Consider the following 22288-nt stretch of genomic DNA (forward strand, 5'->3'; position numbering starts at 1 on the left):
GAACATCCCGTTCCGCGCCGTGACCGCAATGCGTCATGGGGTCGCAGAACGACGTAATTAGTCTGATTTTCACAACCGCAACTCATCATGTAGTATGCCGCAGCGCGCACTACATAACGCTGGATCGATGTCTGCCCAAGGCACGTTCGCAACCCTGAAAGCCCCGTCAGCAAGGCCCCAAGCCGTTGATTGGTCCCAACCCAGCCGCCAGCGATGGCATGTACTGGTCGAGGGGTTTGTGGTTTAAATGGCCAGAGGCTTCATTGTTAAATTGAAGAGCTGAAAAGCGAAATAGCTGAGCAGAGTGAGGCAAGCAATGACTGAACACGTTCAAGTCGGTGGCCTGCAGGTCGCCAAAGTCCTGTTCGACTTCGTGAACAACGAAGCCATTCCCGGTACCGGCCTCACCGCCGAAAAATTCTGGGAAGGTGCCGACAAGGTCATTCACGACCTGGCGCCGAAGAACAAAGCCCTACTCGCCAAACGCGATGACTTCCAGGCTCGTATCGATGGCTGGCACCAGAGCCGTGCCGGTCAGCCGCACGACGCCGTGGCCTATAAAGCCTTCCTCCAAGAGATCGGTTATCTGCTGCCAGAAGCGGCTGATTTCCAGGCAACGACGCAAAACGTCGATGACGAAATCGCCCGTACCGCCGGCCCGCAACTCGTGGTTCCGGTGATGAACGCCCGCTTCGCCCTCAACGCCTCGAACGCCCGCTGGGGTTCGCTGTACGACGCCCTGTATGGCACCGACGCCATCAGCGAAGCCGGCGGCGCGGAAAAAGGCAAAGGCTACAACAAGGTGCGTGGCGACAAAGTCATCGCCTTCGCCCGTGCGTTCCTCGACGAAGCCGCGCCACTGGCGACCGGCTCCCACGTCGACTCCACCGGCTACAAGATCGCTGACGGCAAACTGGTCGTCACCCTCAAGGGCGGCAGCACCAGCGGCCTGCGCAACGACGCACAGCTGATCGGCTTCCAGGGCGACGCCAATGCGCCGATCGCGATCCTGCTGAAGAACAATGGCCTGCATTTCGAAATCCAGATCGATGCCAGCACCCCGGTCGGCCAGACCGATGCCGCCGGCGTCAAAGACATCCTGATGGAAGCGGCACTGACCACCATCATGGACTGCGAAGACTCCGTGGCTGCCGTCGATGCCGACGACAAGGTGGTGATCTACCGCAACTGGCTGGGCCTGATGAAGGGCGACCTGGCGGAATCCGTCACCAAGGGCGGCCAGACCTTCACCCGCACCATGAACCCGGATCGCACCTACACCAAGGTCGACGGCAGCGAACTGACCCTGCACGGCCGCTCGCTGTTGTTCGTGCGCAACGTCGGCCACCTGATGACCATCGACGCGATCCTCGACAAGCACGGCAACGAAGTGCCGGAAGGCATCCTCGACGGTCTGGTGACTTGCCTGGCGGCGATGCACAACCTCAATGGCAACACTTCGCGCAAGAACACCCGCACCGGTTCGGTCTACATCGTTAAACCGAAGATGCACGGCCCGGAAGAAGCGGCGTTCACCAACGAGCTGTTCGGTCGCATCGAAGACGTGCTGGGCCTCAAGCGCAACACCCTGAAAGTCGGGATCATGGACGAGGAACGCCGCACCACGGTCAACCTCAAGGCCTGCATCCAGGCGGCCAGCGAGCGTGTGGTGTTCATCAATACCGGTTTCCTCGACCGCACCGGCGACGAAATCCACACCTCCATGGAAGCCGGCCCGATGGTGCGCAAGGCTGACATGAAGGCCGAGAAGTGGATCGGCGCCTACGAGAACTGGAACGTCGATATCGGTCTGAGCACCGGCCTGCAAGGTCGTGCACAAATCGGTAAAGGCATGTGGGCGATGCCCGATCTGATGGCAGCGATGCTGGAACAGAAAATCGCTCACCCGATGGCCGGCGCCAACACTGCCTGGGTTCCATCGCCGACCGCCGCTGCGCTGCACGCGCTGCACTACCACAAAGTCGACGTGTTCGCCCGTCAGGCCGAGCTGGCCAAACGTGCCCGCGCTTCGGTCGATGACATCCTGACCATTCCGCTGGCGGTCAACCCGAACTGGACTCCGGAGCAGATCAAGAACGAACTGGACAACAACGCCCAGGGCATTCTCGGTTACGTGGTGCGCTGGATCGACCAGGGCGTGGGTTGCTCGAAAGTGCCGGACATCAACGACGTCGGCCTGATGGAAGACCGTGCGACGCTGCGTATCTCCAGCCAGCACATTGCCAACTGGCTGCGCCACGGCATCGTGACCGAAGCGCAAGTGATGGAAAGCCTCAAGCGCATGGCGCCGGTGGTGGACCGTCAGAACGCCAACGACCCGCTGTACCGTCCGCTGGCCCCGAACTTCGACAGCAACATCGCCTTCCAGGCGGCGGTCGAACTGGTGATCGAGGGCACCAAACAGCCGAACGGCTACACCGAGCCGGTCCTGCACCGTCGTCGTCGCGAGTTCAAGGCTGCCAACGGCCTGTAACCTGCGCTGATGCCGGAAATGAAAAAGCCCTGATCTTTCGATCAGGGCTTTTTTGTTTGCGCCGCACTGGCTAAGGCTCGATGCCCAGCTCATGCCTGACCAGTCCAAGCAACTTGGCCGTATCGATCGGCTTGAGCAGAAAGTCCACCACGCTCAAATGCATCGCCGCAATCGCATCCTTCACGTCCGCATCGCCCGAGACGATGATGATCGGCATCGCTGCCCGTACCGATTCACGCACTTGCCGAATCAAGTCCAGCCCACCGACATTGCCCATCCGCAGATCAGTGATTACCAGGCCAATGGAAGGTTTTTCTTCAAGCATCTTCAGTGCGGACTCGCCGCTGGCCGCAGTCAGGCAGCGAATGCCATCCAGTGCCAGGATCTCCGACAACAACTCGCGGGCATCCTTGTCGTCGTCGACGATCAGTACCCGCTGCGGCGGCAGATCGGGTTCCAGCATGACGGCGCTGAGTGCTTCGCGCTCGGCGTCGCTCAAAATATCGTGGTCGGACATGGCGTTCTCTACGTTTTCAAAATCGATCCCCTGGCACAGTGGTCAGACATCGCTGGGCAGAGCTTAAATGTGCACTTCGTCGGATTTTTTTCCAAGGGGCGAACCGAAGAATTTCCGACTGATTTTGTAGGGCATATCCGAAAACTCCCCAATGGCATGCCAAACCTAGACTTACGTCCAATGGGCACCCCGCGCGATGGGGTCGACCATGGCTGCAACGATCCGACAACAACAATTCGAAAAAGACTGCGGTAATGGTTATGAGTAAAGCGGACGCCTTCACCCAGGCAGGGAAAACCGCGGTGTTGCAGAACATTCAGGGCACTTTGCAATTTCTCCAGCGCTTCCCCCCATTCAATCAAATGGAACATGCCCACCTGGCCTACCTGGTGGAGCAATGTCAGCTGCGCTTCTACGGTCAGGGCGAGAGCATCATCAAACCTGCCGACGGACCGGTCGAACACTTCTACATCGTCAAGCAGGGCCGGGTGGTCGGCGAGCGTCCGCATACGGCCAAGGGCGGCACCGAAACCACGTTTGAAATCACTACCGGCGAGTGTTTTCCCCTCGCCGCGCTGCTCGGCGAACGGGCGACCCGCACCGAACACCTGGCCGGCGAAGACACCTTCTGCCTGCAACTGAACAAACTGGCATTCATCAAACTGTTCGCCCTCTCCGGCACCTTCCGTGATTTCGCCCTGCGCGGGGTCAGCAGCCTGCTCGATCAGGTCAATCAGCAAGTCCAGCAAAAAGCCGTGGAAACCCTCGGCACCCAATACTCGCTGAACACCCGTCTCGGCGAATTGGCCATGCGCCATCCGGTGATTTGCAGCCCTGCCACCCCACTGCGCGAAGCAGTGAAGCTGATGCACGAACAACAGGTCGGCAGCATCGTCGCGGTGGACGAACACAAGGCGCCGCTGGGGATTTTCACCCTGCGCGACCTGCGGCATGTCGTGGCTGAAGGGGTTGGCGATTTCAGCGAGCCGATCGAACGGCACATGACCCGCTCGCCGTTCTATCTGTCGCCGGATCACAGCGCCTTCGACGCGGCAATTGCCATGACCGAAAGGCACATCGCTCACGTATGTCTGGTCAAGGATCGACGTCTGTGCGGCGTGGTTTCCGAGCGGGACCTGTTCTCGCTGCAACGGGTCGATCTGGTGCACCTGGCACGGACCATTCGCAGCGCCCAACGGGTTGAACAACTGGTGACCCTGCGCGGCGAAATCGGCCAACTGGTGGAGCGCATGCTCGCTCACGGCGCATCTTCCACCCAGATCACCCACATCATCACCCTGCTCAACGATCACACCGTGAGCCGGGTTATCGAACTGACCCTAGCCGAAAAAGGCGATCCCGGCGTGCCATTCAGTTGGCTGTGCTTCGGCAGCGAAGGCCGGCGCGAGCAGACCCTGCACACCGATCAGGACAACGGCATTCTGTTCGACGCGCGGGATGCAGCCCATGCGGCGGAGATTCGCGGCAAGTTGCTGCCGATCGCCCAGCAGATCAATAACAGCCTGGCGCAATGCGGCTTCACCCTGTGCAAAGGCAATGTCATGGCCGGCAATCCGCAGCTGTGCCTGTCCCGCGCCGAATGGGCCCGACGCTTTGCCGCGTTCATTCGCGAGGCGACGCCGGAGAACCTGCTGGGCTCCAGCATTTATTTCGACCTGCGGGTGGTCTGGGGTGACGAACAGGGCTGCGAGCAATTGCGCCGGGGAATTCTCGATCAGGTTGGCGACAACCGGCTGTTCCAGCGGATGATGGCCGAGAACGCCTTGCGCAACCGTCCGCCGGTCGGCCGCTTCCGTGAGTTCGTGCTGACGAAAAAGAACGGCGAGAAAGCCACGCTGGACCTGAAAATCCAGGGCCTGACCCCCTTTGTCGACGGTGCCCGTCTGCTGGCGCTGGCCCATGGCATCGACGCCAACAACACCCTCGAACGCTTCCGCCAGCTGGTGGATAAACAAGTCATCGACCGGCTGGATGGCGCCGCGTACGAAGAGGCCTACCATTTCATCCAGCAAACGCGCATGCAGCAGCATCAACTGCAGAGCCGGGAAAACCTGCCGTACTCGAACCGGGTCGATCCCGACAGCCTCAATCATCTGGACCGGCGCATCCTGCGTGAATCCCTGCGCCAGGCCCAGCGCCTGCAAAGCAGCCTGACCTTGCGGTATCAGCTATGAGCCTGTTTTCGTGGATGCGCCCGGCCAGCCCCGTTGTGCCGGTCGACTTGCAACAACGCCTGACGAAACTCCCGGCCATCGGCGAACTGCGCGAATGCAGCCTGCGCGAACAGCGCTGGGTGGTACTGGATCTGGAAACCACCGGGCTGAACCTGAACAAGGATCGGGTGCTGTCGATCGGCGCGGTGGTGATCGAGGACGGTGCGATCGACTTCAGCCAGCAGTTCGAACGCACCCTGCAATGTCGCGAGCTGAAACTCGGCCCGAGCGTGTTGATTCACGGCCTGGCCCCGAGCGCGATTGCCGCCGGCAGCGAGCCCTCCGAAGCTCTGGTCGAGTTGCTGGAGTTTATCGGCGACAGTCCGGTGCTGGCGTTTCACGCCTCGTTTGACCAGCACATGCTCGGCCGCGCATTGAAGGAACATCTGGGGCACAAGTTGCAGACGGTGTTCCTCGATGTGGCGCAGATCGCTCCGCTGCTATGCCCGCAGGCACACATTCGCGAGGCGGGGCTGGACGAGTGGATCGACTGGTTCAAGCTCGAAGTGTTCGAGCGTCACCATGCAAGTGCCGATGCGCTGGCCACGGCGGAACTGGCGCTGATCCTGTTCAGCCGGGCACGCCAGCAGCAGATCCATAGCCCGCTGAATCTGCAGCAACGCCTGAGTCAGTGGAAACGCCGCCAACAGACTCATTCGTTCTGAATCCGGGTTGTCGCCCGACAACCCGACCGGTGGCCAATTGCTAACCATTCCCACCTCTGCCACAATCGCGAACAATTCTCGTTAGTTAACACTTCCCAGTCGGTGTCGTCGTGTCTTCAGCCCAAAGCCCTCACAGTGAGCTCGTCGGTGCGTTGTATCGCGACCACCGCGGCTGGCTGCTGGCCTGGCTGCGCCGCAACGTGGCTTGCCCGCAACGCGCCGAAGACCTGAGCCAGGACACCTTCGTGCGCCTGCTCGGCCGCGACGAGTTGCTGACGCCCCGCGAGCCCCGCGCGTTTCTAGTGGCAATCGCCAAAGGCCTGCTGTTCGACTACTTCCGCCGTGCAGCGTTGGAACAGGCGTATCTGGCCGAACTGATGCTGATCCCCGAGGGCGAACAGCCCTCTGTCGAAGAACAGCAACTGATCCTCGAAGACCTCAAGGCCATTGACCGCATGCTTGGCAAGCTGTCGACCAAGGCCCGCGCCGCTTTCCTCTATAACCGTATCGATGGCCTGACTCATGCCGAGATCGCCGACAAACTCGGCGTGTCGGTCCCGCGCGTGCGCCAGTACCTGGCCCAGGGCATCCGCCAGTGCTACATCGCGCTGTACGGTGAGCCGACATGAGCCCGGCCAGTTCCCGACCGGTTCCGGCCCATGTGCTGGACGCGGCGATTGCCTGGCAATTGACCCTCGATTCCAGCACGCCACTGGAGCGCGAAGAGTTCGCCAAATGGCACGCGGCCAACGAAGAACACGCACGCGCCTGGCGCCAGCTGGGCATGCTCGACCAGCGTTTGAGCGTGGCCAATGGCCCGGCGCGCAGCGCATTGCTGCAATCGCGCGAAGGCATTCGCCGTCGGGTGCGCAAGCTGGGCAGCGGGCTGGCCAGTGTTGTCGCGGTGATCGGTCTGGCGTTGTTTGCCGGCGAACGTTATCTGCCGCTGGATTACTGGCTCGCCGACCAACGCACCGCCACCGGCGAACAGCGCACCGTGCGCCTGGCCGACGGCACCGTGCTCAACCTGAATACCCACAGCGCGGTGGATGTCCGCTTCAATGAAAAGCAGCGGCTGATCGTGTTGCAGGAAGGCGAAATCCTCGTCGAAACCGGGCACGGCGATGCGCGGCCGTTCATCGTTGAAACCGCCGAGGGCAGCATGCGCGCCCTGGGCACGCGGTTCCTGGTCAAGCGCGAAGACGCCGGCACCCGTCTGAGCGTGCTGCAATCAGCGGTCGCGGCGCATCCGCAATCCGATCCGAAGGAACAGATCCTGCGCGAAGGCCAGCAAGTGCTGATCCGCCACAACGGTCTGGATTCGGTGCTGGCGCTCAACCCCGGCGCCGATGCCTGGACCCGCGGCATGCTGGTGGTGGACAACGCGCGCCTGGAAGACCTGGTGCATGAACTCGGTCGTTATCGTCGCGGCCATCTGGGTATTGCGCCGGACGTTGCCGACCTGCGCATCACCGGCAGCTTCCCCCTGCACGACACCGACAAGGCGCTGAACGCCTTGCTGCCGAGCCTGCCGGTGCAGATCGAGCAGCACACACCGTGGTGGGTGACCGTGGCCAAGGCTGATCCGAAGCCCTGACACCACCGCGTTGCCTGCTCGCCCCCATGAAAACGGACTTTCTGCTGACTCGCGCAGCGATGCCGTTCGTTAATCGAAATTATTTTCATCCAGCCCTATCACTTTTCGAATCTCGTCCGGCACACAGGCAATTGAGAAATATTTCCATTCAGGAGCCGCCGTATGTCCCGTTCGCTAGACACCTTGTTGCGCCCCAGTTTGCTGGCGGTCGCCATCGCCCTTTGCACCCCGCTGGCCAGCAGCCAACTGATCGCCGCTGAACAGGCGTCGAGCGTGCGCGCCTACAACCTGCCGGCGGCACCGCTGTCGACCACCCTGAACCAGATCGCCAGCCAGGGCGGCCTCACCCTGTCGCTGAACCCCTCGCTGGCGGCGGGCAAGACCTCGGCGCCAGTCAATGGCCAATATGACGCGGCCGGCGCCCTGCGCGCGGCCCTGCGTGGCACCGGTCTGCAACTGGAACAGAGCAGCGCCGGTACTTACACCCTGGTCGCCGTGCCGGAAGGCGTGATGGCTCTGCCGGAAACCTCGGTGATCGGCGTGGAAAACTATGAAAGCGCCTGGGGCCCGGTCGAAGGCTACACCGCCACTCGCACCGCCGCCGGCACCAAGACCGACACCGCGCTGGTCGAGGCGCCGCGTTCGATTTCGGTCGCCACTCGCCAGCAAATGGAAGACCGTGGCGTGCACAGCCTCGATGACGCCGTGCGCTACATGCCGGGCATCACCGCCAGCAGCTACGGCAGCGACACCCGGATCGACTGGCTGCGCGTGCGCGGTTTCGAACCGACCCAATTCCTCGACGGCCTGCCGCTGCCTCGCGGCATTTATGCCAACCCGAAACCGGAAACCTGGAACCTCGACCGCCTCGCCCTGCTGCGCGGCCCGGCTTCTTCGGTATACGGCCAGACTCCGCCGGGCGGTCTGCTGGACATGGTCAGCCGTCGTCCAAGCGATGTGCAAAGCAGCGAAATCCAGTTGCAGTACGGCAGCGACAACCACCGTCAGATCAACTTCGCCAGCACCGGCAAGATCGACGACGCCGGTCAGTTCCTGTATGGCATCAGCGGCGTGGTGCGTGACAGCGACACACAGATCGACCACATCGAAAACAAGCGCTACAACATCGCCCCGAGCCTGACCTGGAACATCGACGAAGACACCAGGCTGACCTTGCTCTCGCAGTTCACCCGCGACGATACCGGCGTCACCAGCCAGTTCTACCCGATCCAGGGCACCAAGATCGACATGCCGTTCGGCAAGATCTCCCATCACAAGAACCTGGGCGATCCTGACTACGACTTCTACGACCGCACTTACTACGCGCTCGGCTATGCCTTCGAACACCGCATCAACGACGTTTGGCAGTTCAAACAGAATCTGCGTTACACCAAGTCCGACCTGTCGTTCCAGACGGTGACCGTCAACAGCTACAACCCATCCTTCGCCGGCTTCACCGTCGACGATCAGGGCAATGTCGGTCGCGGTACCACCAACGTCGATGAGGACATCAGCCAGTTCGCCGTGGACAACAACTTCCAGGCGGACTTCGCCACCGGCGATATCCGTCACACCTTGCTGCTCGGTCTCGACCATCAGCGCAGCAACGACAACTACACCTCGATCTTCGGCTCCGCACCGGACATCAACGTCAACAACCCGGTCTACGGCCAGACGATCATTCGTCCACCGCGCTCCTCGGCGTTCTATGACTACAACCAGAAAACCTACCAGAGCGGCCTCTACGTGCAGGACCAGATGGCCCTGGACCAGTGGCGCCTGACCTTGGGTGGCCGCGAAGACTGGGTGCACACCAGCACCAGGTTCTTCAACAAGGGCGACGCCACCAACACCCAGCGTGACAAGGCGTTCAGCGGTAACGCGGCGATCAGCTATGTGTTCGACTCGGGTTTCGTGCCGTACCTGTCGTACGCCGAATCCTTCCAGCCAACCAGCGGCGCCGATGCCACTGCCACCGACTCGTTCAAGCCGACCGAGGGCAAGCAGTGGGAACTGGGTATCAAGTACCAGCCACCGGGCAGCAAGACTCTGCTCAGCGCAGCGGTGTATGACCTGACCCAGAAGAACGTCTCGGTCAACTCAATCGTCAACAACGTGACCATCACCAGCCAGACCGGTGAAGTGAAAGTCAAAGGCCTGGAGCTGGAAGCCGTCTCCGACGTTACCGATAACCTGAAAGTCATCGCCGCCTACACCCTGGCCAAATCCGAAGTGCAGAAAGGTGTCGACAAGGGCAACCGTCTGCAACTGATGCCGAACCAGCAAGCCTCGCTGTGGACCGACTACACCTGGCACAGCGGCGTGCTCGACGGCTTCGGCATCGGCGGCGGTGTGCGCTACACCGGCAACACCTACGGCGACAAGGCCAACACCTGGCTGGGCAAGGCGGACGCCTACACCGTGTTCGACGCCGCTGTGCATTACGACCTCGGCCGTCTGGACAACAGCCTCAAAGGCGCGTCGCTGGCACTCAACGCGACCAACCTGTTCGACAAGGACTACATCTCCACCTGCGACGGCTTCTATTGCTACTACGGTGACCAGCGCAGCGTCATCGCCAGCGCCACCTACAAGTGGTAAGCGCCTGAGCTGAAACAGGCCCTGCAACCAGGCCGTTCCTCGTGGACGGCCTGGGTGTTTTTGAAGGTCATGAAATGAAAAGTAAAACAATCCGTCGCTGGTCCTTCGTCCACACCTGGACCAGCCTCATTTGCACCGTGTTTTTGCTGCTGTTGGCCCTGACCGGCCTGCCGCTGATTTTCCATCACGAAATCGACCACCTGTTGGGCGATGCGCCCGAGTTGCGGGTGATGCCGGCGGGAACGCCGCATCTGAACCTGGCGCAACTGGTCGAAGCGGCGGAGAAGCATCGGCCCGGTGAAGTCGTACAGTATTTCGGCTTCGAAGACGACGAGCCGAATGCAGTGCTGACCATCATGGCCAAGACCGCCGGCACCGAGCCCAACGCCTCGCACACCTTCATGCTCGATGCGCGTACCGGCGAAGCGCTGGAGATGCCATCGGCCAACGGGGGGTTGATGCTGTTCATCCTGCGTCTGCACGTCGACATGTTCGCCGGGCTGCCGGGCAAGCTGCTGCTGGCGTTCATGGGCTTGCTGTTCGTAGTTGCGATCGTGTCCGGAACGGTGTTGTACCTGCCGTTCATGCGCCGTTTGAAGTTCGGCACGGTGCGCCAGGACAAATCCACCCGCCTGCGCTGGCTCGACCTGCACAACCTGATCGGCGTGGTGACCCTGACCTGGGCGCTGGTGGTGGGTGTGACCGGCGTGATCAGCGCTTGCGCCGATCTGCTGATCGCCGCATGGCGTGCCGATGCGCTGACCACCCTGATCGCGCCCTACCGCGATGCCCCGCCGCTGACGCAACTGGCCCCGGCCACCCGGGTGCTGGACATCGCCGCAAGCGTCACACCGGAGATGAAGCCGGACTTCATCGCATTCCCCGGCACCCGCTTCTCCAGCGAGCACCATTACTCGGTGTTCATGAAAGGCGGCACTCACCTGACCTCGCACCTGCTGACCCCGGTACTGATCGACGCCAGCACCCTGCAAGTCACGGCGGTGGCAGAACGACCGTGGTACATGGACGCCATGGGCATGTCGCAGCCGCTGCACTTCGGTGACTACGGTGGCATGCCGATGAAAATCCTCTGGGCCACGCTGGACGTGCTGACCATCATCGTCCTCGCCAGTGGCGTGTATTTGTGGGTGGTACGGCGCAAGGCTGCGAAACCGGTACTGGAAGCGGCGGAGGCCTCTGCATGAAGCCGCGTCAGTCGAATTTCTGGAAGGTCTTCAGCACGCCGCTGGTGATCGCGCTGCTGAGTGCGGCGGGCCTGTTCGCGGCGCTGCTGGGCGACGGGATCTGGGATGGCTTGAGCTGGATTGGCCTGGGCGTTCCGGCCGCCATTGCCCTGCGCGGATTGCTGCAACGTCGCTGAACGGCTTGAGCCTGACGGGCAACGCGCTATGCTGCCCGTCATTGCCCCTGACCGAGACCCTGCCGATGTCCGCTCCCAGCATGACCCTGTTCCACAACACCCTGTCCCCGTTCGTGCGCAAAGTCATGGTGCTGCTGCACGAGACCGGCCAGCAGGATCGCGTCGCGCTGCAGGACTGCGTGCTCAGCCCTGTCAGCCCGGACGCCACCCTCAACGAAGACAACCCGCTGGGCAAGATCCCGGCCCTGCGCCTGGCCGACGGCAACGTCATCCATGACAGTCGGGTGATCCTCGATTACCTCGACCACCAGCACGTCGGCAACCCGTTGATCCCCCGCGACGGCTCGGCCCGCTGGCGGCGCCTGACCCTGGCCTCGATGGCCGACGGGATCATGGACGCCTCGGTCATGGTGCGTTACGAGCAAGCGCTGCGTGCCCCGGAAAAACACTGGGACGAATGGCTCGAGGCCCAGCGCGAGAAAATCCGCCGCGCCCTCGCCCTGCTGGAGCGCGACGCGATTGCCGAGCTGACCTGCCACTTCGACGTCGCCTCGATCAGCGTGGCCTGTGCACTGGGTTATCTGGATCTGCGCTTCCCGGATCTGGGCTGGCGTGAAGCCAACCCGCAACTGGCCAACTGGTTCTTTGAAGTGAGCCAGCGGCCGTCGATGATTGCGACCATGCCGAAAGTCTAGGCCGACTGTTCCGACCCCTTCGCGAGCAAGCTCGCTCCCACACTGGTCCTGGATGCGACGGAGCAATCTGAAGCACCACCCTTCCTGTGGGAGCGAGCTTGCTCGCGAATGCACCAGCGCGGTCCAACTGGCAGAAACCCGATAATCCGCGTCATCAACACCTCGGCCTCCCGCTGCTCCTCACGCAAGCCCACAAACCGGCTCATTGCACCGCTCCGATATCGAATTCCAGCGGTTTGGCCGGTTTCTGCCCGATCCCGTACCAGTCCAGATTACGGGTCAGCACCATGAACACACCGAGCAGACCAAACAGCAGCAACGAGCCCATCAGCAGCGCGTAATCCTCGGCACTCAGCAGGCCATAGAGCAAGCCGTACAACGCCGCCAACCCCGCCGAAAAACTCAAGCCATGCCGCACGCTGCGCAGTACGTGGCAGACATAGAAGCCGATCAACAACACACAACCGCTGGCTGACAACAGATACGCCAGGGCAAATCCGATGTGCTCGGACAACGACAGCAACAACAGATAAAAGAACGCCAGCGCTACACCTACCAACGCGTACTGCACCGGGTGCACCGCCAGGCTTTTCAGCACTTCGAACAGGAAGAAACCGGCGAACGTCAGGACGATGAACAGCAACGCATATTTGATCGCCCGGTCACTCTTCAGATATTGATCCACCGGATCGATGAAGCTCACGCCGAAACTGCGCCCGTTGAACGCCTCGCAATCATTGCCCGACACGCAACGGCTCATCGCTTCTTGCAAGTTGGTGGAGAAAAACGAGGTCTGCCAATCGGCGGTGAACCCCTGATCCGTGATCTCGCGCCTGGCCGGGAGGAAGTTGCCGATGAAGCTTGGGTGCGGCCAGTTGGCAGCGAGGTTAACCCGGCTGGTCTTGCCCACCGGCAGCACCTGCAACGAGCCGGTGCCTTGCAGGCGCAGGTCGAAACCGAAGGCCAGTTCCGTGGTCTTGCCGGTGTCCAGCGCCGGCAGCGTCACTTGCACCCCCTCGCCCAGCCAGCCGACCTGAGTGCCGGGCACGAAGTCCAGGCGTTGCGCACCCAGTTCCAGCTTCAGCGCGTTTTCGATCCCGCGAATGTCGCTGATACCGACCGCCAGGAATGGCGCATCGAAGGTGTAATCGACGAAGTCTTCCTTGATCCCCAACTGCGCCGGCAGCGAGAAATGCCCGCTGATACGGTTGTCGGCATGGAACAGCCGCGCTTCGTAAATGCCCCGGGCGCGCAGTTCGGTCTGCACCTGGCCGTCGAGCTCAAAACGCTCCGGCAGGAAATACAGGCGCCCACGTTCTTCGCCGATTTCCTGGTATCGCTCGTCGCTCTTCTCTTTGGTCTTCCAGGTGCGCACCACTTTGCGATACGGCACAACCATCACCGGCCCGCTGAGTTGCTGGCTGTAGCTCGAGCTTCTGGCGATGTCTTCCAGCACACCGTCACGCAGTTGCTGGCGATCATCGATGATGCCGTCGATCATCAGCAGCGGCACCAGCAACACCAGGATCAGCAGGGCAATGGCCCCGAGTTTTATCGTCAGACTTTTGTTCATGGGACTCTCCCTGTTTCGATGGGCAGAGTCTGCAAAGGGGATGTGGGGGTTTTGTGGGAGGAATGTGGAGTTTGTGTGGAGACTACAACTGCAGAACGACTTCCACCCCGCCTTCAACGTTGCCGATGCGCAGCGAACCACCGTGCAACTTGACCACCTCTTCGACGAAGTTGAGCCCGAGACCGGTGCTTTTACGTCCGCTGTCCGGACGGGGCAAAGAGTAGAAGCGCTCGCTCAAGCGGGGTAAGGCATAGTCGGGAATCGGCGTGGTTTCGTTGAACAGTCGAAGCACGACCTGCTCGCCAACCCGCTCGGCACTGAAGCGCAGCGAACCGTTTTGCGGCGTGAAATCCAGCGCGTTTTTCAGCAGATTGGCCAGCGCCTGACGCAGCAGAAACGGCTCGCCGATCAACGCCAGATCCGGCGCGATGGTTTGCTCGATCCGCAGTTGCCGGCCTTCGATACGCGCCATTTGTGCCTGTAGCAACTCATTCACCAGCGCCGCCAACGGCACGGCGACGCGCTCCTCAAGGCCCTGCCGCTGCTCGACCTGGGCAAGGTTCAGCAGGCGTTCAATCAACTGCTGCATGCGGGCACTTTCACTGTCGATATTGCCGACGAAACGCAGGCGCTGATCCGTCGGCATCTCGCCCTGCAACAACTCGGCGGCACCGCGAATCGCCGCCAGCGGGCTCTTCAATTCATGGGTCAGGGTGTGCACATAGCGTTCGACGTAGGCCTTGCCTTCGAGCTGGGTGCGCATCTGTTCCACGGCGGTCGCCAACTGCTCCAGCTCGCCACCGCGATAGTGCGGCACCGCCACCCGACGGCCCTCGCTCACCGCCTGGGCGTACACGGTCAAGCGGTGCAGCGCGCGGCTCAGCCACCACGACAGCCCGGCACCCAACAGCAGGCCGAGGCCGATCAACCCAGCGCCGTAACCGAGCAAACGCCGTTCCGTGCGATCGACATAGGGTTGCAGTGAACTGTTGGGTTTGGCCACGGTGACCACACCGATGATCGCGCCGTTGTCGCGGATCGGTGCGCCGACGTGCATCACCGAAGAGTTCGGGTCATTCGGGTCGCTGCGGCTGGAGCGTGCGCCGTACTCGCCGCGCAGGGTCAGGTAGACGTCGTTCCAGCGCGAGTAGTCCTGACCGACGGCCAGACCACTGGAGTCCAGCACCACAATGCCCTTGGCGTCGGTGACGTAGATGCGGTGGTTGACCTGGTTCTTCGCCAGGCCCCAGATTGTCGCCTTCGGTTGGCGCTCACCATAGGCGCGGAGCAATTCGGGCCAGCGGTTCTGATTGAGCGTGCCGGCCTTGAAATCGTCCCGCAGGATTTCCGCCATCAGGTTGGCGGTATCGACCAGGGTTTCTTCGGTGGACTGGCGCACGCCGGGGCGGATTTCTTCCATCACGGTGTTGAGCACGAAATACCCGATCAGGCCGATGAACAGCACGTACACCAGGAAAATCCGCAGCCCCAGCGACATCAGCTGTGCCCCGGGCTGTAGCTGTAACCGAGGCCGCGATGGGTCTGGATCGGCTCGGCCTCGGCGCGCACCAGACGCAATTTGGCGCGCACGCTTTTTATATGGCTGTCGATGCTGCGCTCGTAACCGGCATCCGCCGCCACGCCCAGCGCATCAAGCAGTTGCTCGCGGCTGAACACCCGCTCGGGCTGTTCGAGCAGGCATTGCAGCAGGCGGAATTCGTGGCGGGTCAGGCTCAGGGGTTGGCCGCGATAGCTGATCTGTACGCGCTCGGGATCGATGCGAAACACTCCCGACCAGGCATCAGCTGGCGGACGTGGCGCCATGCGTTTGAGAATCGCCCGGACCCGGGCCGCCACTTCACGGGGGCTGAACGGCTTGACCACGTAATCGTCGGCACCGATCTCCAGCCCCACCACGCGATCGATTTCGGCGTTGCGCGCGCTGAGGAACAGCACCGGCACTTCACTGAAACGACGCAACTGCTTGCAGGTTTCAAAGCCGCTGATGTCCGGCAGACCGATGTCGAGGATGATCAGATCCGCCGGGGTCTGGCGCTGATGCTCCAGCGCCGCCGCACCCAGATTCAGCCAGGTCGTGGTGAAGCCCTCGCCCTGCAAGGCAAAAATCAGCGTGTCGGCAATCGCCGCTTCGTCTTCGACAATCAGGATATGAGGCATGGCGTCCGAGCCTGTGGGTTAAGTGCGCGAACGGTGCCCCAAGCCCGGCGTTACGTCAATGAGACCACCAGCGTCGCGTCTCACAAATGCGTTCCTTTTTTGACGAGTGGCTGTTGTCGTCAGGCAAGGCGCCACGACGAGTCATAGCCCGCTATGGCGAGGAGCGGCAACGCAGCATGACGGCAACAGACACCGTCAAAAAGGAACAGCATTTGCGAGACACGACGCTCGATCAGCAATCAGGTTTGTCCGCCGTGAAGCGCCGCGCCGGGTTCACCGCCGCGCCAAACTCACGCAGAGCCTTGGCGCCGATCAGCAACGGGTAGTTGAAGTTGCTGCGGTCGGTCAGGTTGACCTCCACGGTACGCTTGACGTCGCCCAGGCACAGCTCCAGATCGACCACCGGGCGCTTGGCCACTTCGGTGCTTTCGCCCTCGTCTTCTTCATCCGAGCGGCTCTTGATCTTGCTGATCCGCGCGACCTTGTGTTCGTACACCTTGTTGCTCGCGTCCTTGGTGGCCAGGCGGAAACGCACCCAGTCTTCGCCGTCGCGTTTGAACGTCTCGATGTCCTTGGCCGACAGCGAGGCGGTCAGCGCGCCGGTGTCCATCTTGGCCTTGAGCACTTCACCGCCGATTTCCGGCAGCGCGATGTATTCGTAACGACCGTACAGGGTCGGCTCGGCGGCGAGAACCGGCAGGGCTACGAGGGAAAGCAATGCAAGGAGGGATTTCACGTAAGGGGCTTCCTTGGGAAATGGGGGCGTCAGACGCGAGATTTTAGACCGTTGTTTACTTGATCGTTCCCACGCTCCGCGTGGGAATGCATCAGGTGACGCTCCGCGTCACAGGGACGCAGAGCGTGGGGACGATCAGGCTAACGCGCCAAAGGTGAAACATTCGTCACCGGACGATTTGGCCTGCTGGCCGAAGCCACTTATCATGGCGCGCCCATCCGTTTTCCAAGAGTTGCTTATGCGCCGCTTGCTCACCGGCTGTCTCGTCACCCTGCTGCTGTTGTCCAACACCCTCGTGCTCTTCGGCCCGCTGATGGTGTTCGCCCTGCTCAAGCTGGTCCTGCCGGGGCGCTTTCGCGACTACGCCTCGTGGGCGGTGATGTGGATCGCCGAAACCTGGGCAGAAATCGACAAGCTGATCTTTCGCCTGTGCATCCCCACCCAATGGGACATTCGCGGCGGCGAAGACCTGCGCAGCGACACTTCCTACCTGGTGATCAGCAACCATCAGTCCTGGGTCGATATTCCGGCGCTGATCCAGACCCTCAACCGGCGCACGCCGTTCTTCAAGTTCTTCCTCAAGAAAGAACTGATCTGGGTACCGTTCCTGGGCCTGGCCTGGTGGGCGCTGGATTACCCGTTCATGAAGCGCTACACCAAGGCGTTCCTGGCGAAGAACCCGGAGCTGGCCGGCAAGGATCTGGAAATCACCAAGGCTGCGTGCGAGCTGTTCAAGCGCCAGCCGGTGACGGTGGTGAATTATCTGGAAGGCACGCGTTACACGGCTGCCAAAAGCACTCAGCAGCAGTCACCGTTCAGCCACCTGCTCAAGCCCAAGGCGGGCGGCGTGGCGTTCGTACTGGCGGCGATGGGCGAACAGCTGGACGCGATTCTCGATGTGACCGTGGTTTATCCACAGCAGAAGATTCCGGGGTTCTGGGACCTGATCAGCGGCAACGTGCCGCGCGTGATCATCGACATCCAGACCCGCGAGCTGGATCCGGCCTTGTGGCAGGGCGATTACGAAAACGATCCGGTGTTTCGCGAGAAGGTCCAGAACTGGGTCAATCAGCTCTGGACCCTCAAGGATCAGCGCATCAACGAACTCAAGGACGAGCGCCGCTGAGTCAACCGTTGGTGCCGGTGCCCCAGATGCTGCCCAGGCTTTGCAGCAACGAACCACCGACACCCTGCTGACCAAGGTATTGCAGGAGGATCGGGGCAAACTGGCCGACCATCCCGCTGTCCATGCCCAACGCACCGAAGGCGTTGTTCAGGTCATTGGTGTCTTTGACGTTGCCCAGCGCATTTTCCAGCCCGGCTGACTTGCCGGACGAGCCGAGCAAGCCGCTCAACGCCGCCAGACTGCCAGCGCCGCCCGACAATTGGTCGATACCGGGCACTTCCTTGGCCAGTTCGGAATAATCAGTGCTGCTCAATTGGTTCTTCGCCAGGCCCAACATGGCACTGGTGCCACCCACGGCTTGTTGGGGCGTCAGGTCCAGCGCGCTCAGCGCACTCAACAAGCCAGCGGTTTCCGAGGTCGGCGCTGCGGTTGCAGCCTTGTCCCCGCCCTGCATGCCCGATACCACGCCGGCCACGTCGTTCAAACTGAAACCGGCAAACACCGGTCCTGCCGCCAGGGTCAGGAGCGATGCCAGGGCAAAACCGCGTGAAATCTTCATTCAGACATCCTCTTGTGGCGTGAAGATCGCCCGGATACTGGCGATCAAACTGCCGGTTTGACCGGGTAGGCGGCAGCATGTTCCGGCGTGCAACTGGATATTCACATCCTGTTTGTGAAGGAAGCGTGACGCGCTTTCAGCCGAAGGACCGACCCTTTATTTCTCACCTTCATAAAAAGGCGGGCGTTGATGCCGAAAGGATTTCTTTACCTGTCAGATATGACAGTTACCGAGTCATCGGAACTGGAATACGGTGAAGTGGCATCAATGATTCGGAAACAGCGAGGGTCAGGCGCCAGCCATTTGAATGGGAGATACGGCGATGGAAAAGCAATGCGTAGAGCGCAATGAAATACCAGACTCAAAAGTCTCGCCGATCATCTTCTGCATCGACCGGGGCCATCCGGACTTCAAACATATCAAAGCGGGGCGAAAGGTCACTTATGACCTTGTGCAAAGTGATAAAGGCCAGTTTTATGCAATCAACATCCGACTGGCTCAAGACGAGGACGTAGCCAGACCGGCTCGGTTCTCTAAGCTTTTGTAACGCGTCAATCAATCAAACGAAGCGGGAAGCACGAACATGTCAGATGAAAGAGTGAAAGGAACCGTCAAATGGTTCAATGATGAAAAAGGGTTCGGATTCATTACCCCACAAGGTGGAGGCGATGACCTTTTTGTCCATTTCAAAGCGATCCAGAGTGACGGCTTCAAAAGCCTTAAAGAAGGGCAGTCCGTGAGTTTCGTTGCAAGAAAAGGACAGAAGGGAATGCAGGCAGAAGAGGTTCGGCCGGAATAAAACACCCGAAGCTTTTCGTCTTCCAATAAAAAACGGCGACCCGAGGTCGCCGTTTTTTTATTGCCTCATCGCTTACGCCGCACTGAACAACTTGTGCGGATCAATCACAAACTTCTTCGGCACACCGGCATCGAACTCGCCGTAGCCTTCCGGCGCCTGGTCGAGGCTGATGACCTGCACCCCCACCACTTCGGCGATGTTGATGCGGTCCCACATGATCGCCTGCATCAGCTGGCGGTTGTACTTCATCACCGGTGTTTGTCCGGTGTGGAAGCTGTGGGATTTGGCCCAGCCAAGGCCGAAACGAATGCTCAGGCTGCCCATTTTCGCGGCCGCGTCCACAGCGCCCGGATCTTCGGTCACATACAGGCCCGGAATACCGATCTTGCCAGCTACGCGCACCACGCCCATCAGCGAGTTGAGTACGGTGGCCGGGGCTTCGGATTTGACGCCGTCGTGACCATGGCCGCGAGCTTCGAAGCCGACGCAGTCCACCGCGCAATCCACTTCAGGCTCGCCCAGCAATGCAGCGATCTGTTCGTGCAACGGGGTGTCTTTCGACAGGTCAACAATCTCGAAACCCTGAGCCTTGGCGTGGGCCAGGCGGATGGTATTGACGTCTCCGACGATCACCACCGCCGCGCCGAGCAAACGGGCGGAGGCGGCTGCGGCCAGACCGACCGGACCTGCACCCGCGATGTAAACGGTGCTGCCCGGACCAACGCCGGCGGTAACGGCTCCGTGGTAACCGGTCGGCAGAATGTCGGAGAGGCAGGTCAGGTCACGGATTTTCTCCATGGCCTTGTCGCGGTCCGGCAGTTTCAGCAGGTTGAAGTCGGCGTACGGCACCAGCACGTATTCGGCCTGGCCGCCGGTCCAGTCGCCCATGTCGACGTAACCGTAGGCACCGCCGGCGCGGGCCGGGTTGACGGTCAGGCAGACGCCGGTGTGTTGCTCCTTGCAGGAACGGCAGCGCCCGCAAGCCACGTTGAACGGAACGGACACCAGGTCGCCGATTTTCAGGTTTTCGACGTCGCTGCCCTTCTCGATCACTTCACCGGTGATCTCGTGCCCCAGCACCAGACCGACCTGGGCGGTAGTACGGCCGCGCACCATGTGCTGGTCGGAGCCGCAAATATTGGTTGAAACCACACGCAGGATGACGCCGTGCTCGATCTTCCTGCCGCGCGGGTCCTGCATTTTCGGATAGTCGATTTTCTGTACTTCGACCTTGCCAGCGCCGAGATACACCACACCACGATTGCCAGACATGCTTTCACCTCGCTGTTGTTTTTATGGAACCGCGCCGCCCAGGCAGGCAGCGCGTTAAGTGCTCGGGTACAGATGCTGATTCTTGTGTTGCCTGTTATGGCCTCATCGCCAGCAAGCTCGCTCCCACAGGGGTACGCATTCCAATGTGGGAGCGAGCTTGCTCGCGAAAGCGATCTAGAGAACGACCGTGCGATTGGCGTTCAAAAACACCCTCCGCTCAATGTGATACCCCACCGCCCGGGCCAGGGTCAGGCCTTCGATATCACGCCCCTTGGCGATCAGGTCTTCGGGGTAATGACTGTGATCCACCGCCTCGACGCCCTGGGCGATGATCGGCCCCTCGTCCAGGTCGTTGTTGATGTAGTGCGCGGTGGCGCCCACCAGTTTCACGCCCTTGTTGTAGGCCTGGTGATACGGCTTGGCGCCCTTGAAGCCCGGCAGCAGCGAGTGGTGGATGTTGATCGCCTTGCCATCGAGCTTGCGGCACAGCTCCGGTGACAGCACCTGCATGTAGCGGGCGAGAATCACCAGTTCAGCGCCGGCGTCCTCGATCACCTGCCACACCTGCCGTTCCTGGGCGGGTTTGTCGTTGGGGTCGAGGGGAAATGGTAGTAGGGAATCTGGTGCCAGTCGGCCAGCGGCTTGAGGTCCGGGTGGTTGGAGACCACCGCCGCCACATCCATCGACAACTGGCCGATGCGCTGGCGGTAGAGCAAGTCGTTGAGGCAGTGATCGGCCTTGGAAACCATGATCACCACTTTTGGCCGGTAGTTCGGCGCGGTCAGCTCGAAGATCATGCCGAACGCCTGACCGCGTTCGGCGAGGCCGGCGCGGAAGGATTGCTCGTCGAAGCCTTCGGGCTGACGGAATTCCACGCGAATGAAGAACCGGCCCGAAAGCCGGTCATCGAACGAGTGGTGCTCGGTGACGTAACAGCCCTGCTCGAACAGAAAACGCGTCACCGCGTCCACGGTGCCGAGAACGCTGGGGCAGTCGGCGGTCAGAATCCATGTATCCGGGGCGCGGCTCATCGTTTTCTCCTGGGTCTGGCCTCTGATCGTTCCCATGCTCTGCGTGGGAATGCCGCAATGGACGCTCTGCGTCCGTTCTTGGGACGCGGAGCGTCCCGGGATGCATTCCCACGCAAAGCGTGGGAACGATCATTACGCCTGAACGCTTAGGCCGTATTCGGCAGACGCATCCTGCAACCACAACCACCAGTAATCCGAGAAGCTGCGACGGATCAGCAGTTCCCAGGTGTCTTCGGCGGTGTGACGAATCATCAGCTGCGACTTGGAGAACACCGTGCCCACGGCCTTGCCGACCGGGAAGTTGTTCGGGTGCACGTCGTAGCTGGTGGATTTCATCAGCACCTGACGCACGTTCGGGCCGCTCAGTTCAAGTATTTGCTGCCCGCCGCTGACGTTGACGATTGCGATGTGCAGATCGCCCAGCGCTTCGCGCAGTTTCTGCTCGGCGGCGAATTCTTCACCGCTCGGCACGATCAGCAGCCACTCATCCGGCCCCATCCATTGCAGGCTGGTTTCGCCTTTGACGATCACGCTCAGGGCGCCCGGCAATTCGATGCCCAGCGCTTTGTGCACGCCGGCAGCGAACGCGGCATCGTGACCGTCGCCACGGATGGTCAGATGGCCGAGGAGTTTCTTCTCGCGCACGGTCACGCCGGCGGTCTTGCGGCCCTTGCCGACCAGGCTCGCGAGGTCGGCGTGATGCAGCGACGACTCGGCCTTGGCCCCGTTGGTCGGGCGTTGTTGGTAAACGTTGGCTGCGGTCATAAAGCACCTATTCTTTTGTTTGATCGTTCCCACGCTCTGCGTGGGAATGCCGCCATGGACGCTCT

At 61.3% G+C, this 22288-nt stretch carries 19 protein-coding genes and 1 pseudogene; 11 read left to right on the top strand and 9 right to left on the bottom strand.

Going from position 1 to position 22288, the window contains the following annotated elements:
* Window positions 1-316: 316 nt before the first annotated feature.
* Window positions 317-2494: a malate synthase G gene (locus I5961_RS25920; RefSeq protein WP_227233716.1), complete on the top strand. Its 2178-nt coding sequence runs from the start codon at window positions 317-319 to the stop codon at window positions 2492-2494.
* Window positions 2495-2564: 70 nt separating this feature from the next.
* On the opposite strand, the gene I5961_RS25925 is transcribed toward I5961_RS25920, so the two are convergent.
* Window positions 2565-3011, bottom strand: a complete 447-nt coding sequence (locus I5961_RS25925; protein WP_085609066.1) for a response regulator — start codon at window positions 3009-3011, stop codon at window positions 2565-2567.
* A 254-nt stretch (window positions 3012-3265) separates the two neighbouring features.
* Here I5961_RS25925 and I5961_RS25930 point away from each other — a divergent pair, with 254 nt between their 5' ends.
* From I5961_RS25930 to I5961_RS25965, 8 genes are all read left to right on the top strand, one after another.
* On the top strand, window positions 3266-5206 hold the full coding sequence (locus I5961_RS25930; protein WP_085702853.1) for a putative nucleotidyltransferase substrate binding domain-containing protein: 1941 nt from the start codon (window positions 3266-3268) through the stop codon (window positions 5204-5206).
* Window positions 5203-5910, top strand: coding sequence for a PolC-type DNA polymerase III (locus tag I5961_RS25935; RefSeq protein WP_085697749.1), 708 nt, complete (start codon window positions 5203-5205; stop codon window positions 5908-5910). Before I5961_RS25930 ends, I5961_RS25935 begins: the two co-directional genes overlap by 4 nt.
* A 110-nt stretch (window positions 5911-6020) precedes the next feature.
* The gene (locus I5961_RS25940; RefSeq protein ID WP_085702854.1) at window positions 6021-6539 is read left to right on the top strand and encodes an RNA polymerase sigma factor; all 519 of its coding nucleotides are present in this window, start codon (window positions 6021-6023) and stop codon (window positions 6537-6539) included.
* Window positions 6536-7507 (top strand): FecR family protein, encoded by a 972-nt coding sequence (locus tag I5961_RS25945; RefSeq protein ID WP_085702855.1) that lies wholly within the window; start codon window positions 6536-6538, stop codon window positions 7505-7507. The genes I5961_RS25940 and I5961_RS25945 overlap by 4 nt, the downstream gene beginning before the upstream one ends.
* A gap of 162 nt (window positions 7508-7669) precedes the next feature.
* Window positions 7670-10108 (top strand): TonB-dependent siderophore receptor, encoded by a 2439-nt coding sequence (locus I5961_RS25950; RefSeq protein WP_085702856.1) that lies wholly within the window; start codon window positions 7670-7672, stop codon window positions 10106-10108.
* Window positions 10109-10182: 74 nt separating this feature from the next.
* A complete protein-coding gene (locus I5961_RS25955) occupies window positions 10183-11313 on the top strand; it encodes a PepSY-associated TM helix domain-containing protein (protein WP_227233718.1) in 1131 nt (376 codons plus the stop codon).
* Entirely contained in the window at window positions 11310-11489 is a 180-nt protein-coding gene (locus I5961_RS25960) for a hypothetical protein (RefSeq protein WP_085697754.1), read from the top strand. The genes I5961_RS25955 and I5961_RS25960 overlap by 4 nt, the downstream gene beginning before the upstream one ends.
* Window positions 11490-11554: 65 nt before the next feature.
* Window positions 11555-12184, top strand: a complete 630-nt coding sequence (locus I5961_RS25965; RefSeq protein WP_227233719.1) for a glutathione S-transferase — start codon at window positions 11555-11557, stop codon at window positions 12182-12184.
* Window positions 12185-12386: 202 nt separating this feature from the next.
* Here the strand turns inward: I5961_RS25965 and creD are convergent, their stop codons facing one another.
* The 4 genes from creD to I5961_RS25985 form a co-directional block, all read right to left on the bottom strand.
* Window positions 12387-13757 carry a cell envelope integrity protein CreD gene (gene creD, locus I5961_RS25970; protein WP_227233721.1) on the bottom strand — a complete coding sequence of 457 codons (1371 nt, stop codon included), beginning with the start codon at window positions 13755-13757 and terminating at the stop codon, window positions 12387-12389.
* Between the two features lie 82 nt (window positions 13758-13839).
* Complete coding sequence (creC, locus tag I5961_RS25975; protein WP_227233722.1) at window positions 13840-15255, bottom strand: two-component system sensor histidine kinase CreC; 1416 nt, start codon at window positions 15253-15255, stop codon at window positions 13840-13842.
* Entirely contained in the window at window positions 15255-15935 is a 681-nt protein-coding gene (gene creB, locus I5961_RS25980) for a two-component system response regulator CreB (RefSeq protein ID WP_085702861.1), read from the bottom strand. Before creB ends, creC begins: the two co-directional genes overlap by 1 nt.
* Window positions 15936-16167: 232 nt before the next feature.
* Window positions 16168-16671: an ATP-dependent zinc protease gene (locus I5961_RS25985; protein WP_007959815.1), complete on the bottom strand. Its 504-nt coding sequence runs from the start codon at window positions 16669-16671 to the stop codon at window positions 16168-16170.
* 238 nt (window positions 16672-16909) lie between these two features.
* On the opposite strand from I5961_RS25985, the gene I5961_RS25990 reads away from it, so the two are divergent.
* Entirely contained in the window at window positions 16910-17797 is an 888-nt protein-coding gene (locus I5961_RS25990) for an acyltransferase (RefSeq protein WP_085697760.1), read from the top strand.
* A gap of 1 nt (window position 17798) precedes the next feature.
* On the opposite strand, the gene I5961_RS25995 is transcribed toward I5961_RS25990, so the two are convergent.
* Complete coding sequence (locus tag I5961_RS25995; RefSeq protein WP_039768021.1) at window positions 17799-18356, bottom strand: DUF2780 domain-containing protein; 558 nt, start codon at window positions 18354-18356, stop codon at window positions 17799-17801.
* 583 nt (window positions 18357-18939) lie between these two features.
* Between I5961_RS25995 and I5961_RS26000 the strand changes: the two genes are divergently transcribed.
* Complete coding sequence (locus tag I5961_RS26000; protein ID WP_085688552.1) at window positions 18940-19155, top strand: cold-shock protein; 216 nt, start codon at window positions 18940-18942, stop codon at window positions 19153-19155.
* A gap of 72 nt (window positions 19156-19227) precedes the next feature.
* On the opposite strand, the gene fdhA is transcribed toward I5961_RS26000, so the two are convergent.
* The 3 genes and pseudogenes from fdhA to I5961_RS26015 form a co-directional block, all read right to left on the bottom strand.
* Entirely contained in the window at window positions 19228-20427 is a 1200-nt protein-coding gene (fdhA, locus tag I5961_RS26005; protein WP_085688554.1) for a formaldehyde dehydrogenase, glutathione-independent, read from the bottom strand.
* A gap of 174 nt (window positions 20428-20601) precedes the next feature.
* Window positions 20602-21458 (bottom strand): annotated as a pseudogene (purU, locus tag I5961_RS26010) (formyltetrahydrofolate deformylase).
* 132 nt (window positions 21459-21590) lie between these two features.
* Window positions 21591-22223 (bottom strand): sarcosine oxidase subunit gamma, encoded by a 633-nt coding sequence (locus I5961_RS26015; protein WP_227233724.1) that lies wholly within the window; start codon window positions 22221-22223, stop codon window positions 21591-21593.
* Window positions 22224-22288: the final 65 nt, after the last annotated feature.

It is taken from the genome of Pseudomonas sp. IAC-BECa141 (assembly GCF_020544405.1).
Classification (GTDB): Bacteria; Pseudomonadota; Gammaproteobacteria; order Pseudomonadales; family Pseudomonadaceae; genus Aquipseudomonas.

Excerpts from the sequence above, each read along its gene's own strand:
- I5961_RS25920 (WP_227233716.1), top strand. The coding sequence starts at position 317 with ATGACTGAACACGTTCAAGTCGGTGGCCTGCAGGTCGCCAAAGTCCTG.
- I5961_RS25925 (WP_085609066.1), bottom strand. The coding sequence starts at position 3,011 with ATGTCCGACCACGATATTTTGAGCGACGCCGAGCGCGAAGCACTCAGC.
- I5961_RS25930 (WP_085702853.1), top strand. The coding sequence starts at position 3,266 with ATGGTTATGAGTAAAGCGGACGCCTTCACCCAGGCAGGGAAAACCGCG.
- I5961_RS25935 (WP_085697749.1), top strand. The coding sequence starts at position 5,203 with ATGAGCCTGTTTTCGTGGATGCGCCCGGCCAGCCCCGTTGTGCCGGTC.
- I5961_RS25945 (WP_085702855.1), top strand. The coding sequence starts at position 6,536 with ATGAGCCCGGCCAGTTCCCGACCGGTTCCGGCCCATGTGCTGGACGCG.
- I5961_RS25950 (WP_085702856.1), top strand. The coding sequence starts at position 7,670 with ATGTCCCGTTCGCTAGACACCTTGTTGCGCCCCAGTTTGCTGGCGGTC.
- I5961_RS25955 (WP_227233718.1), top strand. The coding sequence starts at position 10,183 with ATGAAAAGTAAAACAATCCGTCGCTGGTCCTTCGTCCACACCTGGACC.
- I5961_RS25960 (WP_085697754.1), top strand. The coding sequence starts at position 11,310 with ATGAAGCCGCGTCAGTCGAATTTCTGGAAGGTCTTCAGCACGCCGCTG.
- I5961_RS25965 (WP_227233719.1), top strand. The coding sequence starts at position 11,555 with ATGTCCGCTCCCAGCATGACCCTGTTCCACAACACCCTGTCCCCGTTC.
- creD (WP_227233721.1), bottom strand. The coding sequence starts at position 13,757 with ATGAACAAAAGTCTGACGATAAAACTCGGGGCCATTGCCCTGCTGATC.
- creC (WP_227233722.1), bottom strand. The coding sequence starts at position 15,255 with ATGTCGCTGGGGCTGCGGATTTTCCTGGTGTACGTGCTGTTCATCGGC.
- creB (WP_085702861.1), bottom strand. The coding sequence starts at position 15,935 with ATGCCTCATATCCTGATTGTCGAAGACGAAGCGGCGATTGCCGACACG.
- I5961_RS25990 (WP_085697760.1), top strand. The coding sequence starts at position 16,910 with ATGCGCCGCTTGCTCACCGGCTGTCTCGTCACCCTGCTGCTGTTGTCC.
- I5961_RS25995 (WP_039768021.1), bottom strand. The coding sequence starts at position 18,356 with ATGAAGATTTCACGCGGTTTTGCCCTGGCATCGCTCCTGACCCTGGCG.
- I5961_RS26000 (WP_085688552.1), top strand. The coding sequence starts at position 18,940 with ATGTCAGATGAAAGAGTGAAAGGAACCGTCAAATGGTTCAATGATGAA.
- fdhA (WP_085688554.1), bottom strand. The coding sequence starts at position 20,427 with ATGTCTGGCAATCGTGGTGTGGTGTATCTCGGCGCTGGCAAGGTCGAA.
- I5961_RS26015 (WP_227233724.1), bottom strand. The coding sequence starts at position 22,223 with ATGACCGCAGCCAACGTTTACCAACAACGCCCGACCAACGGGGCCAAG.